The sequence below is a fragment of the Bacteroides sp. M10 genome (assembly GCF_014334015.1).
GTDB lineage: Bacteria > Bacteroidota > Bacteroidia > Bacteroidales > Bacteroidaceae > Bacteroides > Bacteroides intestinigallinarum.
Genome location: NZ_CP060488.1, coordinates 801,057 through 817,529, shown reverse-complemented (window position 1 = coordinate 817,529; position 16,473 = coordinate 801,057). Strand labels below are relative to the sequence as shown.

Genomic DNA, 16,473 nt, shown 5'->3' with positions numbered 1-16,473 from the left:
AGAGAACCCCGGTTAAACATTGCGTTTTACCGGGATTCTCTTTTATAATATTATGAAAGAATGGTTAGTTCTTGTTTGCACGTTTGCGTTCGATTTCGTCCAAAATCACTTTACGCATACGCATTGCTTTAGGAGTAACTTCTACATATTCGTCTTCCTTAATATATTCCAGTGCTTCTTCAAGTGAGAACTGGATAGGTGGAATCAGACGTACTTTATCATCCGAACCGGAAGCACGCATATTCGTCAACTTCTTCGATTTGGTAACATTGATAACCAAGTCGTTGTCGTGAGAATGCTCACCTACTACTTGTCCTGCATAAACATCATCCTGCGGGAAGATAAAGAACTTACCGCGATCCTGCAATTTGTCGATGGCATAAGCAAAAGCAGTTCCACTTTCCATAGCAATCATAGAACCGTTCGTACGACGTTCGATTTCTCCTTTGTGCGGTTGATATTCTTTGAAGCGGTGTGCCATGATGGCTTCGCCGGCAGAAGCAGTCAGTACATTGGTACGCAATCCGATGATACCACGTGAAGGCATATCGAATTCGAGATTGATACGTTCGCCGGTGTTTTCCATCTTCACCATCTCGCCTTTACGACGGGTAACCATATCAATAATCTTGCTGGAGTATTCTTCCGGAACATTGATGGTCAGCTCTTCAATCGGCTCGCATTTCACACCGTCGATTTCTTTGAAGATAACCTGCGGCTGACCTACCTGTAATTCGTATCCCTCACGACGCATCGTTTCGATCAATACAGAAAGGTGGAGTACACCACGGCCGGAAACAATCCATTTACCGTCTTCTTCACTCTTCCTTACACGGAGAGCCAGGTTCTTATCGAGTTCTTTCATCAGGCGGTCATGGATGTGGCGTGAAGTCACAAACTTACCATCCTTGCCGAAGAAAGGAGAATCGTTGATCGCAAACAACATACTCATGGTCGGCTCATCAATAGCGATTGGCGGCAATGCTTCCGGATTTTCGAAATCACAAACTGTATCTCCAATCTCGAATCCGTCGATACCTACCAGTGCGCAGATGTCACCGGAAGAAACTTCGTTTGTTTTCACGCGGCCTAAACCTTCGAAAACATGGAGTTCTTTGATTTTGCTCTTGAACATATCGCCGTTGCGTTTCGCAAGCGTTATATTCATACCTTCTTTTAATGTACCGCGATGTACGCGACCTACGGCGATACGACCGGTATAAGAAGAATAATCCAGAGAAGTAATCAACATCTGGGGCGTACCCTCCAGTTGTTTAGGTGCCGGAATATTTTCGATGATACAATCCAGTAGCGGAGTAATACTGTCAGTCTGTTGCTTCCAGTCGGTGCTCATCCAGTTGTTTTTGGCGGAACCATAGATTACGGGGAAGTCCAGTTGGTCTTCCGTTGCGTTCAGGCTGAACATCAAATCGAAAACCATTTCGTAAACTTCTTCCGGACGGCAGTTAGGCTTATCTACCTTATTAACTACCACGATAGGTTTCAAACCGATTTCCAGCGCTTTTTGCAGTACGAACCGAGTCTGGGGCATCGGACCTTCGAAGGCGTCTACCAACAGAATACAACCGTCGGCCATATTCAATACACGTTCTACCTCACCACCGAAGTCGCTGTGTCCCGGAGTATCAATAATATTAATTTTTGTACCGTTGTAATTGATGGATACGTTTTTGGAGAGAATCGTTATACCACGTTCACGTTCCAAATCGTTGTTATCCAGGATAAGTTCACCACTATTTTGGTTGCTGCGGAATAAATTTCCGGCCAATAGCATCTTGTCAACCAGCGTTGTTTTCCCATGGTCAACATGGGCAATGATTGCAATGTTTCGAATATTTTGCATATAATACCTATTATTTGGCTGCAAAGGTACGAAAATAGGATTAGAAATATATGCAATGATAGCAATTTTTTCTTGTAAATCGTTGTGTGATATAAAGATAATGCCTATCTTTGCACGCTCAAAAGAATAATTTATCAATTAAAATTCTAAGAATTATGTATTTAGACGCTGCTAAAAAGCAAGAAATCTTCGGAAAGTACGGAAAGTCTAACACTGATACCGGCTCAGCTGAGGCCCAGGTGGCTTTGTTTTCCTACCGTATTTCTCACCTGACTGAGCACATGAAGCTCAACAGAAAAGATTATAGTACTGAAAGAGCGTTAACAATGTTGGTAGGTAAGCGTCGTCGCTTGCTCGATTACCTGAAAGCAAGAGATATCGAAAGATATCGTGCTATTGTTAAAGAGCTCGGTTTGCGTAAGTAATCTACTTGTCGCGAAAAGATTAAGAGCCGTTCCTCATTATAGAGGAGCGGCTTTTTTAGTTTCTTCTTTTTCTTCCTGATAGTCGTATTTTCTTCGGTTATAATTGTGTTCATCTAAAGATTTTGCTATTTTTGCAGCTTAATTATTATAATTTATCACCTTTGATAACTAAAATGCTTTCAAAATGGATACAAGTAAGATTGTTGGCGAAAAAATTAAAGCCCTCCGCGAAGATAAATCAATAAGCATAGAAGAGTTGGCACAACGTTCGGGTTTGGCTATCGAACAGGTTGAACGTATTGAAAATAACATTGATATACCTTCTCTTGCACCGCTAATTAAAATTGCGCGTGTGTTGGGAGTACGTCTGGGGACTTTCCTTGACGATCAGGATGAAGTCGGACCGGTGGTTTGTCGTAAGAAAGAAGCCAAAGATGCGATTAGTTTCTCCAATAACGCGATTCATTCTCGCAAACACATGGAATATCACTCGTTGTCCAAGTCAAAGGCGGATCGTCACATGGAACCGTTTATTATCGATGTGATGCCAACGGAAGATACCGACTTCGTGCTTTCTTCTCATGAAGGGGAAGAATTTATCATGGTTATGGAAGGTATCATGGAAATCAGCTACGGCAAGAATACCTATTTGCTGGAAGAGGGTGATAGCATTTATTATGATTCCATTGTTCCTCATCATGTACATGCTTACGAGGGGCAGGCTGCAAAAATCCTGGCAGTAGTTTACACGCCAATTTAATGAAATAGTAGGAACCAAGACTTAAGTATAATTACATGCAATTATTTGATCGTACTTTGGGGCAGTGGCTCGAGCACTGGGCTGAAGAGACTCCCGATAAGGAATATATCGTTTATTCCGACCGCAATCTCCGTTTTACCTGGAGTCAGTTGAACCGTCGTGTGGATGATATGGCGAAAGGGCTTATCGCCATTGGTGTGGAACGTGGTACCCATGTGGGTATCTGGGCGGCTAATGTTCCCGATTGGTTGACATTGTTGTATGCTTGTGCGAAGATCGGTGCGGTATATGTTACTGTAAATACAAACTATAAACAATCGGAGTTGGAGTATCTTTGCCAGAACTCGGATATGCATACGCTTTGTATCGTGAATGGCGAGAAGGACAGTGACTTTGTGCAGATGACCTATACAATGCTTCCCGAATTGAAAACCTGTGAACGCGGGCATTTGAAGAGTGAACGTTTTCCGTACATGAGAAATGTAGTGTATGTAGGGCAGGAGAAACATCGTGGTATGTATAATACAGCGGAGATTCTGTTATTGGGAAATAATGTGGAAGACGACTGTTTGAGAGAACTCAAAAGCAAGGTGGATTGTCACGATGTGGTGAATATGCAATATACATCGGGAACTACCGGTTTTCCGAAGGGAGTAATGCTGACACATTATAATATTGCCAATAATGGATTTCTGACTGGTGAACACATGAAGTTCACGGCGGATGATAAACTTTGCTGCTGTGTTCCGTTATTCCATTGTTTCGGAGTGGTGTTGGCCACCATGAACTGTCTGACTCATGGTTGTACGCAAGTAATGGTGGAACGTTTCGATCCGCTGATTGTATTGGCTTCCATTCATAAAGAACGTTGCACGGCTCTTTATGGAGTACCGACTATGTTTATTGCCGAGTTGCATCATCCGATGTTTGATCTCTTTGATATGTCTTGTCTTCGTACAGGTATTATGGCAGGTTCTCTATGTCCTGTTGAACTGATGAAGCAGGTGGAAGAGAAAATGTATATGAAGGTGACCAGTGTGTATGGACTGACAGAGACTGCACCGGGTATGACAGCTTCTCGTATTGATGATCCGTTTGATGTACGTTGTAATACGGTAGGACGTGATTTTGAATTTACGGAAGTAAAAGTGATCGACCCGGAAACTGGTGAAGAATGTCCGGTTGGCGTACAAGGTGAGATGTGCAACCGTGGATATAACACCATGAAAGGATATTATAAAAATCCGGAAGCAACAGCAGAAGTGCTTGATGAAAACAATTTCTTGCATTCCGGTGATTTGGGTATCAAGGATGAAGATGGAAATTACCGAATTACCGGACGTATCAAGGATATGATAATCCGGGGTGGCGAGAATATTTATCCGCGCGAAATAGAGGAGTTTCTTTATAAACTTGATGGAGTGAAAGATGTTCAGGTGGCAGGTATTCCTTCTAAGAAATACGGTGAGGCAGTCGGAGCATTTATTATCTTGCAGGAAGGTGTGAAAATGCAGGAAGCTGATGTTCGTGATTTTTGTAGAAATAAGATATCCCGTTATAAGATTCCGAAATATATCTTCTTTGTGAATGAATTCCCGATGACAGGTAGTGGAAAGATTCAGAAGTTCAGATTGAAGGATCTGGGATTACAGCTTTGTAAAGAGCAGGGAATAGAAATTATCTAAGGCCTGTGATTGTTTAAGGACACACAAAGTTTTTCGATATAATAAACGATGAACGGTGAACGAACTGCATGATTGTTTGCAGAGAGTTCACCGTTCATTATTTATATTATTGTCTTATCCGGCTTTTGTTATAGCAGCTAAGTGTTGCGCTGCTAAATGAAATCGTCACCCAGTTGCATTTGGGCGTCATTCACATATTTACGGATGGCATGTTCTTCATCTTTGCGGCAGATTAAAAGAACATTGTCGGATTCTGCTATTAGAAATCCTTCCAATCCATCGATTACGGCCAGTTTTCCTTTGGGAAGTACTACCATATTATCTTTACTATTATAAATAAGCGAGTGGCATTTCAGAGTGACATTGCCTTCCGGGTCTCTTTCCGATAAGTCATAAAGTGATCCCCAGGTTCCAAGGTCAGACCAGCCAAAATCTCCTAACGATACATACACGTTATCCGCTTTTTCCATAATACCGAAGTCGATGGATACATTAGGACATGCGGGGAAATTTTCTTCAATAAATGCTTTTTCCTTATCGGTGGCATAAATATCTTTTCCCGGTGCCAGTTTGGAAGCTAATTCAGGCAACAAGTCTTCACTTGCTTTGATGATTGTGTTTACATTCCACATAAACAGGCCGGAATTCCAGTAAAATTCTCCGCTTTCTACGAATACTTTAGCTAATTCCAATTCAGGTTTTTCAGTGAATGTTTTTACTTTGTAGAAGTTTCCTCCTGCGGGTTCATCTATTTGTATATATCCATATCCTGTTTCCGGACGATTGGGTTTAATACCTAATGTTAGTAGTTTTTCAGAGCGTGAAACAAAATCAAGTCCTTTTTCGATAGCGGCAAGAAACTCATCCTCTTTTAAAATTAAATGGTCTGAAGGTGCAACTACGATATTGGCGTTTGGATTCAGTGCCCGGATGTGGTAAGAAGCCCATGCTATACATGGAGCAGTGTTTCGTCTTGCAGGTTCCAGCAGAATTTGGTTTTCGCTCACTTCAAGCAATTGTTCTTTCACTAAGTCTGCATACATTGCATTGGTAACGATGAAAATGTTTTCTGTTGGAATAACCTTTTGGAACCGGTCAAAAGTCTGCTGTAAAAGTGAACGACCCGTTCCGAAGAAATCTAAGAATTGTTTGGGCAATGTTTTGCGGCTAAACGGCCAGAAGCGGCTTCCAATGCCGCCACCCATAATCACGCAATAATTATCCTGGTTTGTCATGATAGTGACTCTATTTTAAAGTTTCTGCTAATGTACGGTTTATTCTCTGAATAGAGAAGTGTTTAAGATATGTTTTATTATTTTTTTCTCCTTTTTTTTGCCAAACTATTGTGGATTCAAAATAATGTCGTATCTTTGCACCGCAATTGAGAAATCAAGTATGCGCCCAGATGGCGGAATCGGTAGACGCGCTGGTCTCAAACACCAGTGGATTCACTTCCATCCCGGTTCGACCCCGGGTCTGGGTACAGAAAAGAAAGCTAAGTATTGAGTAATCAACTACTTAGCTTTTTTGTTTTATTTAAGTTTCCCCACATGTGTAAAATGACGGTAAGAAAACAGTCATTTTGTTTGGTAGAATGTTATATCAGAAGTACTTTTGAGGAAAGTAACAATAAAGACAGTCTATCATGGAAAAAGTATATTTTTTGCTAATGTCTTTTCTGTAGAGCTTTAAAATCAATTCATATTATTAATATGGAAAATAAGCAAATTGTGTTGTCATTTGTAGATGCGTTGACAAGTAATGGCAAGAGTGTGGAACTGCCCGAAGAATTTAATTATTTCGGGAAACTGATTGGTAGCTGGAATTTCGATTATATTGACCACAACATGTCCTGTTCTACTAAAGGAGAATGGCATTTTTCATGAGTTCTTGAAGGTATGGCAGTACAAGATGTTATTATTTTGCCTTCGCGGGATATAAAAAATGAAACCCCTCATCTTCTCACTGAGTACGGAACAACACTTCGTATCTACAATCCGGATACACATGCTTGGGATATTGTCTACTGTTATACAGGGAAAATTATGCGACTTGAAGCAAGGAAGCAGGATGATATGATCGTTCTTACGAATATGGACGATAAAAGAAAGAAATGGGTTTTCGTTAAAATTGAGGAGCGTAAATTCCATTGGCAGAATGTAACTGTAAAAGACGACGGCGAATGGTATATAAATGTGGATTTATATGCTGAGCGTGCATAATAAGTATTTTGAACGACATATTTCATTGGCAAATCTTTGTCAGCACACATCAGAACATAGGATTATGAAACTAAAGATATATTTGATAATGAGCCTGCTATATTGGGGATTTAGTAGTTGTACCCACGCCCAGAAGAAAAACGAGGAGACATCGGTGGAGACATTCAAGTTGATGATAGACAATCATGAAGTCTTTTTGCCATGTACTCTTGCAGACATGGAAAAGGCGGGCTGGAACCTCGAATATAAAGATGCTGGAATACAACAAGTCACAATGGGCGGGTATATGGAAGTCACTCTTGTCAATCAGAAAGGGCAAAAAATAGATGCTATTTTTATCAATCCCACAGAGGAGGGCTTGACGATTCGTGAAAGCATTATTTTTTCCTTGAGATCGGATATTGCGTATGAGGATAAGGAATTTATAAGTTTTGCACTGCCCGGAAATATTGAAAGTGGAAAATCAACATTGGAAGATGTAGAAAGGATTTATAAAGAACCGTCTCAGATAGATGAATATCCCACAAGCAAGAAATATATCTATAACGAAGCCGATACAAAAGTAGAAACTCTTCATGTGGCGGTGACTCGCGGAGTAACCCGGAATTCTTTTTCTGTATTTCTGGCGACTGATGGTAAATACAAGAATAAAGTAACGGGTTTTGATATTACTTTCGTGGATGATCTGATAAAGCAGGATGAAATATACATCCCCGCATTAAAGAAAAAAGTACCGGTATTTTATTACTATGATTAGTGGTCTTTCGGACTTTTCATTAATAGAATAATTCCGGATTATTACTTTTATAGGTTGTAGTTGTGTAGCGTGTTGTTGTACTATGTACTGCCAGTGTTTGCAGGGTGTCCTGAGCTTGGGTATGACACCCCAGCAAATCATTGATTATAGAGCTAGTCAGTCGTTATTTGTCCAGCCATTTCTTGAATGTGGCAGCTTTCTCCCGGCTTATCAAAATTTCCTCCTGCGGATACCCATTCATTTCTACCTTTAATTTATAGTTGAACCAGTTGCTGACTTTCTTAATGTGTCCCACCTGTATCATATGCTGACGGTTTGCACGGAAGAAAGAAGCAGGGTTCATTTCCTTTTCCAATTGGTCCAATGTGGAAGGAATGGTGGCAGAGGTACCATCCGTCAGATAAAGACGGGTTATGTTCTGTTGAGAGTGAATGAAACAGACGTTTTGGACTTCGATAGTGATATATTCGTCTCTGCGGGATACCAGAAATCTTTCCCGATAATGAGGGGTGGAAATAGCCCCACCCAGGTATTCCAATAGCTGTTCCAGGTTGGGGGCAGTGGTAATAGGAGATGAGGGGGATATTCTTTTTATCGCTTTTTGTATAGCTGCTTCCAATTCATCCGAGTCGATAGGCTTCAGCAAATAGTCGATACTATTGAATTTAAATGCTTGTATAGCATACTGGTCATAGGCAGTGGTGAAAATGATGGGCGAGACTATCTTCACTTGGCGGAAAATGTCAAAACTTAATCCATCCTGTAGGCGGATGTCGGAGAATATCAGATCCGGCTGTTCCTGTTGGAGGAAATCTATGCTTTGGACAATACTTTTGGTGATGCCGGAAATTTCGTAATCAGGGTGCAGTGCACAGATGTAACGTTGCAGGCGTTCGGCACTGTGGTTTTCGTCTTCTATAATCAGAATTTTCATGGAATTTATCATTTCGTTTAAAGCGTTGAAAGGGTGACACGATAGATGTGTTCATCGTGATAGATTTCAGGGGCGGGAGCACCAGTGAGCTGATATCGCTCTTTGATATTTCGTAGCCCGATGTGGTGGGTGGAAGAGTTCGGAGTAAGAGGTTTGCAGTTGTTTTCCACTACCAATTTGTTCCCATCAGAATATACACGGATGAATAGCGGTGCTTCTTCCGACACTTGATTGTGCTTGATAGCATTCTCCAGTAACATCTGCAATACAATGGGAGGGATCTGTCTCTCGCGGATAGCGTCCTGAACTTGTACTTCTACCTGTATGGCATCCTCAAACCGTATTTTGAGTAGGAAGATATAAGCCTCCAGACTGGATAATTCATCGGCAACGGATGAAAGGTTCTTATCTACATTAGCTACGATATGCCGATAAACTTTGGAGAGACATTTGATGTAGATGGGAGCTGTGGCATCTCCCGTCTCTACCAGGTCGAGCAGGATGCTGAGATTATTGAATATAAAATGCGGGTCTATCTGCATCTTCAGCGCGTCAAGGCGTGATTGCTGACGTTTCAGTTGCAGTTTTTTTTTCTTCTTTTGCAGAATGATGGAGATAGACATTAGAATGAGGATGACGGTAAAAGCAATGACAATAATCCAGCAATAGAAGACCCAGTACCGGTAGTATTCTGCCTCTGCGACTTCGGAGTCACGGATTGTTTTTCGAAGTTTATCCACATTCTCAATTTGAGCAAGGTCCTCGTTATAAGCGATGCTGTCTATCTGTGCTTGATAATGCGTCAGTCTTTCCAAGCAGTCTGATACACCATTGAGAGAACCGGTACGTATATTCAGATCTGTCAACTGGCGATAGGCTTTCAGGCAGATGAAGGGGTTGTTGCTCTGACTGCTTCGGTTTAGGTAAAAACGAGCGGAATCGATTTGTTGAAGATCGGAATGTATCTTGCCGAGCAGATAGTCGACTGAGTCCTGATATAAATGCGGGATTTGCAGAGCATAGATACGAGCGGAGTCAGGCATGTGCTTGTCGGCATATTTTTCGCTAAGGAGGAATAATAACCGGGCTTGCAAGGAGCCGGAGTAACCTTTCATAGAAGCAGTTTTGAGCAGAGGAATACTCTCTTCGCCATCATTTGTCCGGGCGTAATAGTGGGTGAGTTCAGAGTAGGCTTCGGCAATGAGAGAGGGATTGTTTAGTTCCCTGGCCAGAGAGAGGGCGGCGAGTTTGGCCTCTTTCTCTTCTTTCATCATGTGTTTAGTGTGGTAAACCTGCCCTTTGAAGTTGTTGAGGTAGAAGTTTAGTTCGCGAAGATCGTACACATCGTTGTTGTATTGTGTGCAGAGGGTGAAATATTCTACGGCTTCAAGCAGGAAATTAGAGTGACGGGCTATCTCGCCCCGGTAGTAATATATTTCTGTCAGGTGTAGTGAGTCCGCTTTATATTTGAAGTAAGGACTGACGATGTTAAGTAGCGAATCCGGCACAAGATATTCTTGTATGCCGATGAGAGCACCGGCTTTTACTAAATCGCACATCATATAGTTCCTTTCGCTCAAGAAAGTACGGTTTATCTGTTCCACATCTGCCAGTGCTTTTCGTGGATTCACTTCAATGAGTCCGTTGGCATACTCCAGGCGGCTGCATGCGGAGCGGTTCACGCGATAGAGGTAGTAAGCGGAAAAGCTTACTACAAGCAGGGATATTGCGGCTGTGAGATAAATACGTTTTCTTATCATAACTGCGTAATCAAGTCTGAAATGCAAGTCTATTTATTAGGATGGACTCTTATCTTTGTTTGGGCAAAAGTAGTAAATAATACCAAATAGCATTACATCTTCATCATAACTTTATATGGAGGGGATAGGTATTTGGCTTCATTCATTCCGTTTCACCACTTATCTCTGCGGTTTCGTCCCCCAAAAATCCGGCTTTGACCAGAATTACATTGTGGGAGCGGGCGCTGACACCTACTTTTGCACCGCTCTTGTGAGAACTAATCAATCACTATAATACATTGAATTTTATGAAAATGGAAACAAACAAAATGTGGCAAATCTTCATGCTGACAACACTCCTTACTCTTGCCGGATGCAAGAACGGAGGAGGAGAATATTCGCAGTCTGTATCGGAATATGCGACGATGCAGGTGGCACCAGTCAATAAAACTCTTTTTACTCAATACCCAGCGGCTATCCAGGGTAAGCAGGATATTGCTATCTTTCCGCAGGTGACGGGAACCATTACCCGATTGTGTGTAAACGAGGGACAGGCGGTGAAACGTGGACAAGTGCTTTTCATTATCGACCAGGTTCCCTATCAGGCAGCTTTGGCCACAGCCCGGGCGAATATGGAAGCAGCCGATGCAACATTGGCTACGGCACAACTGACTTACGATAGCAAGAAAGAACTCTTTGCTCAAAACGTCATTTCGGCTTATGAATTGAAAACGGCCGAGAATAATTTGTTGATGGCAAAAGCCGGATGCGCACAAGCCAAAGCGCAGGAGCTGAGTGCTGCCAATGACCTTTCCTACACCGAAGTGAAAAGTCCCTCGGATGGAGTGATTGGTACACTTCCCTATCGCGTTGGTACACTTGTTAGTGCCGGAATGGCACAGCCACTGACTACCGTATCAGACAACTCGGACATGTATGTTTACTTCTCAATGACGGAAAATCAACTCTTAGGACTCATTCGCCAATATGGTTCTAAAGAGAAGGCTTTGCAGTCGATGCCTGCCATCGAACTGGTGCTGAATGACCGGACTACCTACGAAGAAAAAGGTATTATAGCAACTATCAGCGGAGTAGTGGATGCTTCGACAGGAACCGTCAGTGTACGGGCAGCATTCCCCAACAAGAACGGACTGCTGCATAGTGGAAGCTCGGGAAATGTGGTGGTTCCATCGGTCTACAAAGACGGTATCATCATTCCTCGTGCAGCAACTTACGAAGTGCAAGACAAGGTCTTTGTCTATAAGGTAGTGGATGGCAAAACGCATTCTACCCAAATAAGTGTGGAGCGTGTGGACGGTGGACAGGATTACATCGTGACGAATGGACTTGCCGTAGGGGATGAAATCGTGACAGAAGGTGTCGGACTACTACAGGATGGAATGCCGATAACAAAGAAGAAGTAACTAACTCAAAATTGAAAAAACAATGAACTTACGAATATTTATAGAACGCCCCGTGCTCTCCGCCGTCCTTTCCATTGTGATTGTAGTGGTGGGGATTATCGGGTTATTCACCCTACCCGTGGAGCAATATCCTGATATTGCCCCGCCTACTGTTCAGGTGTACACTGCATACGACGGTGCCAGTGCTGAAACGGTGCAGAAGAGTGTCATCGCTCCGTTGGAGGAAGCCATCAATGGTGTGGAAGACATGACTTATATGACTTCCAGTGCTTCCAATGCCGGTTCAGCCGAAATAACTATTTACTTTAAGCAAGGTACCAATCCGGACATGGCTGCTGTCAATGTACAGAACCGTGTGTCAAAAGCTGCCGGACAACTTCCTGCGGAAGTGACCCGTGTGGGTGTCAGTGTCAACAAGCGACAGAACGGTATGCTCCAGATATTTACCTTGCATAGTCCCGATAGCTCATTAGACGAGAACTTTCTCTCGAACTATATCAATATTAACTTGAAACCTGCCATCTTGCGTATTTCCGGAGTGGGAGATGTGCAGGTGATGGGTGGTGTCTATTCCATGCGCGTATGGCTTAAACCTGACGTCATGGCACAGTACAAGCTGATTCCTTCCGACGTGACTGCTGCACTGGCCTCACAAAACATTGAAGCTGCAACAGGCTCTATTGGTGAGAATTCCAAGGAAGCTAAAGCGTATACCATGAAATACCGCGGTCGATTAATGACTCCCGAAGAATTTGGAGAGATCGTGATCCGCAGCACTAAGAATGGTGAGGTACTTCGTTTAAAAGAGATTGCCAACATCAGTCTCGGACAAGAATCGTATTCTTATCAAGGTAGTTTCAATGGTAAACCCGGTGTGTCATGTATGGTTTATCAGACTGCCGGTTCTAATGCCACAGAGATTAATCGTGAGATTGACGCTTTTCTGGCAGATGCTTCCAAACGTCTCCCCAAAGGGGCGGAAATAACCCAGCTGATGAGTACTAACGAATTTCTCTTCGCCTCTATCCATGAGGTATTGAAGACACTGATTGAAGCGATTCTGCTGGTAATCCTTGTGGTATATGTTTTCTTACAGGATATTCGTTCTACACTTATTCCGCTGGTGGGTATTTTTGTTTCTCTTATCGGAACTTTCGCTTTCATGGCGTTGGTAGGATTCAGTATCAATTTGATTACGCTTTTCGCATTAGTGCTGGTCATTGGTACAGTGGTGGATGATGCCATTATTGTGGTCGAGGCAGCGCAATCCAAGTTCGATTCCGGCTACCGTTCGCCCTATATGGCCAGTGTGGATGCAATGAAAGGACTGTCGGGTGCTATCGTTACCACTTCACTGGTGTTTATGGCGGTATTTATTCCGGTGTCTTTCATGAGTGGGACTTCGGGTACATTCTATACGCAGTTCGGTCTGACAATGGCTGTGGCGGTAGGTATTTCTACCATCAATGCATTGACATTAAGTCCTGCCCTCTGCGCCTTGATTCTGCGACCCTATACCAATGAGGACGGCACACAGAAGCAAAACTTCGCAGCCCGTTTCCGCCGTGCGTTCAACACTGCGTTCGAATCATTGTCAGAGCGGTATAAAAAAGGAGTTCTCTTCTTTATCCGTCGCAAATGGTTGACAGGTGCCTTTGTTGCCGGGACAGTCGTAATCCTTGCCTTGTTGATGAACAGCACCAAAACAGGCCTTGTGCCCGATGAAGATCAGGGACTGGTGTTTGTTGCCGTATCCACTGCGCCGGGTAACTCACTCTATGCTACCGATGGCATTATGAACCGTGTAGAAGAACGTATTCAGCAAATCCCACAGGTGAAACAGGTACTCAAAGTGACCGGTTGGTCAATGGGTGGTGCGGGTAATTCTTCCGGTATTTTCTTTGTTCGCCTTACTCCGTGGGATGAACGACCGGAGGAAGAAGATCACGTGCAGGCAGTAATCGGACAGATTTATGCCCGTACCGGAGATATCAAGGATGCCACAGTTTTTGCCATGGCTCCGGGTATGATACCTGGTTATGATATGGGTAATGCGCTCGATATCCAAATGCAGGACAAGGCTGGAGGTGATCTCACAGAGTTTTTCAGCATCACTCGCCAGTTTATCGACTCGTTGAATCAGCGGCCTGAACTGGCAATGGTTTTTTCATCTTTCGAAATCAACTATCCCCAGTGGCAGGTCGATGTGGATGCTGCTAAGTGTCTGCGTGCCGGAATCATGCCTGATGAGGTACTTTCTACCTTGGGGGGATATTATGGAGGTAGCTATGTCAGTAACTTTAACCGCTTTTCGCGCGTCTATCGTGTGATGGTGCAAGCTGATCCGAATTATCGTTTGGATGAGGCTTCGCTCAACCGTCATTTTGTTCGCTTGAGCAATGGAGAGATGGCGCCGTTGAGTCAGTTCGTCACACTGACCAAAGTATATGGAGCCGAGAGCCTGAACCGTTTTAATATGTATAACTCCATTGCACTCAATACCATGCCTGCCGAAGGGTACAGTTCGGGTGAAGCCATCCGTGCCGTACAGGAAACTGCTGCCCGTGTGCTTCCCGCCAACTATGATTTCGATTTTGGCGGACTGGCGCGAGAGGAGAGCAATCAGAGTAATACCACCATCGTGATCTTTGCTATCTGCCTATTGATGGTTTATCTGCTATTGAGTGCGCTTTATGAGAGTTTCTTCGTTCCGTTTGCCGTCCTGCTTAGTGTTCCGGCCGGATTGATGGGTAGCTTCCTCTTTGCCAAATTGCTTGGATTGGAAAATAATATCTATCTGCAAACGGGACTTATCATGCTTATCGGTCTGTTGGCAAAAACAGCTATTCTTCTCACCGAATATGCTACCGAGCGCCGTCGTGCCGGTATGAGCCTGACGTCTGCTGCGCTTATTGCTGCTAAAGATCGTTTGCGTCCTATTCTTATGACAGCGCTGACTATGATTTTCGGTATGGTACCTCTGATGTTAGCATCTGGCGTAGGAGCCAACGGAAACAGTTCACTCGGTACGGGTGTGGTAGGCGGTATGCTGGTGGGTACATTGGCACTGTTATTCATTGTGCCGGCTATGTTTATTGTCTTCCAGGCAATACAGGAGAAAGTGCGACCGATTCAGTTTGATGCCACTGTTGCCGACTGGCAGATAAAGGAAGAGGTGGAGAAAGCCGATGAAGAAAGAAAACAATATTTGGAGAATAAGAAGAAATGAAAAGAAATATCATCACCCTTGCCATAACGACGCTCATGCTGAGTAGTTGCGGCATCTATACAAAATATCAACCGGCAACGACCGTCCCTGAAGATCTTTTTGGGGCGGCGGAAACGGTTTCTGATACAATTCATAATATTGCCAAGTTGAATTGGCGTCAATTGTTCGTCGATCCTCATCTGCAATCCCTCATTGAGCAGGGGTTGCGGAATAACACTGATCTACAGTCCGCTCACTGGCGAGTGGAAGAAGCCCGTGCTTCGCTTAGTTCGGCCCGCCTGGCTTATCTGCCCTCATTCGCTTTTTCACCGCAGGGCACTGTAAGTAGTTTCGATAAGGGGAAAGCTGGACAGAGCTATTCCCTGCCTATTACTTCCTCTTGGGAAATTGATATCTTCGGTCGGCTGACGAATGCCAACCGTCGTGCTAAAGCTCTTTATATTCAAAGTCAGGAATATGAACTCGCTGTTAAGACACAATTGATAGCCAATCTGGCGAATACCTATTACACACTTTTAATGCTGGATGCTCAATTGGCCATCTCCGAGGAAACAGAAGTAAAATGGAAAGAAAGTGTACGCGTTATGCAAGCTTTGAAGAATGCCGGTCAAGGTAACGAAGCAGGTTTGGCACAAACCGAAGCCACCTACTATTCCATCTGTACCACTGTTTTGGATCTAAAGGAACAAATCAGGCAGGCGGAAAACAGTCTTTGTCTGATGCTGGGAGAAACTCCGCAATTTATCCGTCGTGGCACACTGGACGGACAGGTTTTGCCACAGGATTTATCCGTAGGTATCCCTTTACAACTTCTTGCTAATCGTCCTGATGTCAGATCATCAGAATTGGCTTTAGCGCAAGCCTTTTACACGACTAATGAGGCACGCTCTGCCTTTTATCCATCCATCACCCTCAGCGGTTCTGCCGGGTGGACAAATGGAGTAGGTGAGGTGGTTATGAATCCGGGTAAGTTGTTGCTGTCAGCTGTTGGCTCCCTAACGCAGCCCTTATTTAATAAGGGGCAGAATATAGCCCGTCTAAAAATAGCTAAAGCGCAACAGGAAGAAGCGAAGTTGTCTTTCACGCAAACCCTACTCAATGCCGGTGCTGAAGTGAACAACGCTTTGAAGCAAAATCAAACGGCCCGGGATAAGTCCGATCTTTACCAGCGTCAGATTTCTTCTCTACAAACGGCTGTTACCAGCACACAGCTGCTTATGCAACATGGAAATTCCACTTATCTTGAAGTCCTCACCGCCCAGCAAACTCTACTGACAGCACAGTTGACACAGGTGAGTAACCGGTTTCAGGAGATACAAGGAATAATCAATCTGTATCAGGCACTAGGAGGAGGTAGGGAAGAGTAGTGGAAATAATTGAATGACACTCATATCCGGCTGAATATTTATAATGTGGAGAAACAATAAATAATGT

The 16,473-nt window shown here is 43.6% G+C and carries 13 protein-coding genes and 1 tRNA gene; 10 read left to right on the top strand and 4 right to left on the bottom strand.

Features of this window, described 5'->3' with window-relative positions; genetic code table 11:
• Positions 1-64 precede the first annotated feature (64 nt).
• Entirely contained in the window at positions 65-1,864 is a 1,800-nt protein-coding gene (gene typA / locus H8796_RS03370) for a translational GTPase TypA (protein WP_009000948.1), read from the bottom strand.
• 155 nt (positions 1,865-2,019) lie between these two features.
• Between typA and rpsO the strand changes: the two genes are divergently transcribed.
• The 3 genes from rpsO (at position 2,020) to H8796_RS03355 (ending at position 4,734) form a co-directional block, all read left to right on the top strand.
• Positions 2,020-2,289: a 30S ribosomal protein S15 gene (gene rpsO / locus H8796_RS03365; protein WP_004296393.1), complete on the top strand. Its 270-nt coding sequence runs from the start codon at positions 2,020-2,022 to the stop codon at positions 2,287-2,289.
• A gap of 184 nt (positions 2,290-2,473) precedes the next feature.
• Positions 2,474-3,049: a helix-turn-helix domain-containing protein gene (locus H8796_RS03360; protein WP_004296396.1), complete on the top strand. Its 576-nt coding sequence runs from the start codon at positions 2,474-2,476 to the stop codon at positions 3,047-3,049.
• Positions 3,050-3,084: 35 nt separating this feature from the next.
• On the top strand, positions 3,085-4,734 hold the full coding sequence (locus H8796_RS03355; protein WP_117936309.1) for an AMP-binding protein: 1,650 nt from the start codon (positions 3,085-3,087) through the stop codon (positions 4,732-4,734).
• 152 nt (positions 4,735-4,886) lie between these two features.
• Here H8796_RS03355 and H8796_RS03350 read toward each other — a convergent pair whose 3' ends face one another.
• Positions 4,887-5,969: a mannose-1-phosphate guanylyltransferase gene (locus H8796_RS03350; protein WP_187343930.1), complete on the bottom strand. Its 1,083-nt coding sequence runs from the start codon at positions 5,967-5,969 to the stop codon at positions 4,887-4,889.
• A gap of 164 nt (positions 5,970-6,133) precedes the next feature.
• Here H8796_RS03350 and H8796_RS03345 point away from each other — a divergent pair.
• The 4 genes from H8796_RS03345 to H8796_RS03335 all read left to right on the top strand — a co-directional run bounded on the left by H8796_RS03345 (position 6,134) and on the right by H8796_RS03335 (position 7,713).
• Positions 6,134-6,217, top strand: a tRNA-Leu gene (locus tag H8796_RS03345).
• Positions 6,218-6,446: 229 nt separating this feature from the next.
• A complete protein-coding gene (locus tag H8796_RS25250; protein WP_199488038.1) occupies positions 6,447-6,620 on the top strand; it encodes a hypothetical protein in 174 nt (57 codons plus the stop codon).
• A gap of 12 nt (positions 6,621-6,632) precedes the next feature.
• On the top strand, positions 6,633-6,956 hold the full coding sequence (locus H8796_RS03340) for a hypothetical protein (protein WP_199488037.1): 324 nt from the start codon (positions 6,633-6,635) through the stop codon (positions 6,954-6,956).
• 64 nt (positions 6,957-7,020) lie between these two features.
• The gene (locus tag H8796_RS03335) at positions 7,021-7,713 is read left to right on the top strand and encodes a hypothetical protein (protein WP_147340109.1); all 693 of its coding nucleotides are present in this window, start codon (positions 7,021-7,023) and stop codon (positions 7,711-7,713) included.
• A 163-nt stretch (positions 7,714-7,876) separates the two neighbouring features.
• On the opposite strand, the gene H8796_RS03330 is transcribed toward H8796_RS03335, so the two are convergent.
• Complete coding sequence (locus H8796_RS03330) at positions 7,877-8,647, bottom strand: LytTR family DNA-binding domain-containing protein (protein ID WP_117936407.1); 771 nt, start codon at positions 8,645-8,647, stop codon at positions 7,877-7,879.
• A gap of 17 nt (positions 8,648-8,664) precedes the next feature.
• A complete protein-coding gene (locus H8796_RS03325) occupies positions 8,665-10,407 on the bottom strand; it encodes a histidine kinase (protein ID WP_117936312.1) in 1,743 nt (580 codons plus the stop codon).
• Between the two features lie 293 nt (positions 10,408-10,700).
• Here H8796_RS03325 and H8796_RS03320 point away from each other — a divergent pair, with 293 nt between their 5' ends.
• From H8796_RS03320 to H8796_RS03310, 3 genes are read left to right on the top strand one after another with little or no spacing between them, the layout of a single operon-like run.
• Complete coding sequence (locus H8796_RS03320; RefSeq protein WP_370449193.1) at positions 10,701-11,810, top strand: efflux RND transporter periplasmic adaptor subunit; 1,110 nt, start codon at positions 10,701-10,703, stop codon at positions 11,808-11,810.
• A gap of 22 nt (positions 11,811-11,832) precedes the next feature.
• A complete protein-coding gene (locus tag H8796_RS03315) occupies positions 11,833-15,039 on the top strand; it encodes an efflux RND transporter permease subunit (protein ID WP_117936316.1) in 3,207 nt (1,068 codons plus the stop codon).
• The gene (locus H8796_RS03310; RefSeq protein ID WP_117936318.1) at positions 15,036-16,406 is read left to right on the top strand and encodes a TolC family protein; all 1,371 of its coding nucleotides are present in this window, start codon (positions 15,036-15,038) and stop codon (positions 16,404-16,406) included. The genes H8796_RS03315 and H8796_RS03310 overlap by 4 nt, the downstream gene beginning before the upstream one ends.
• Positions 16,407-16,473 lie beyond the last annotated feature (67 nt).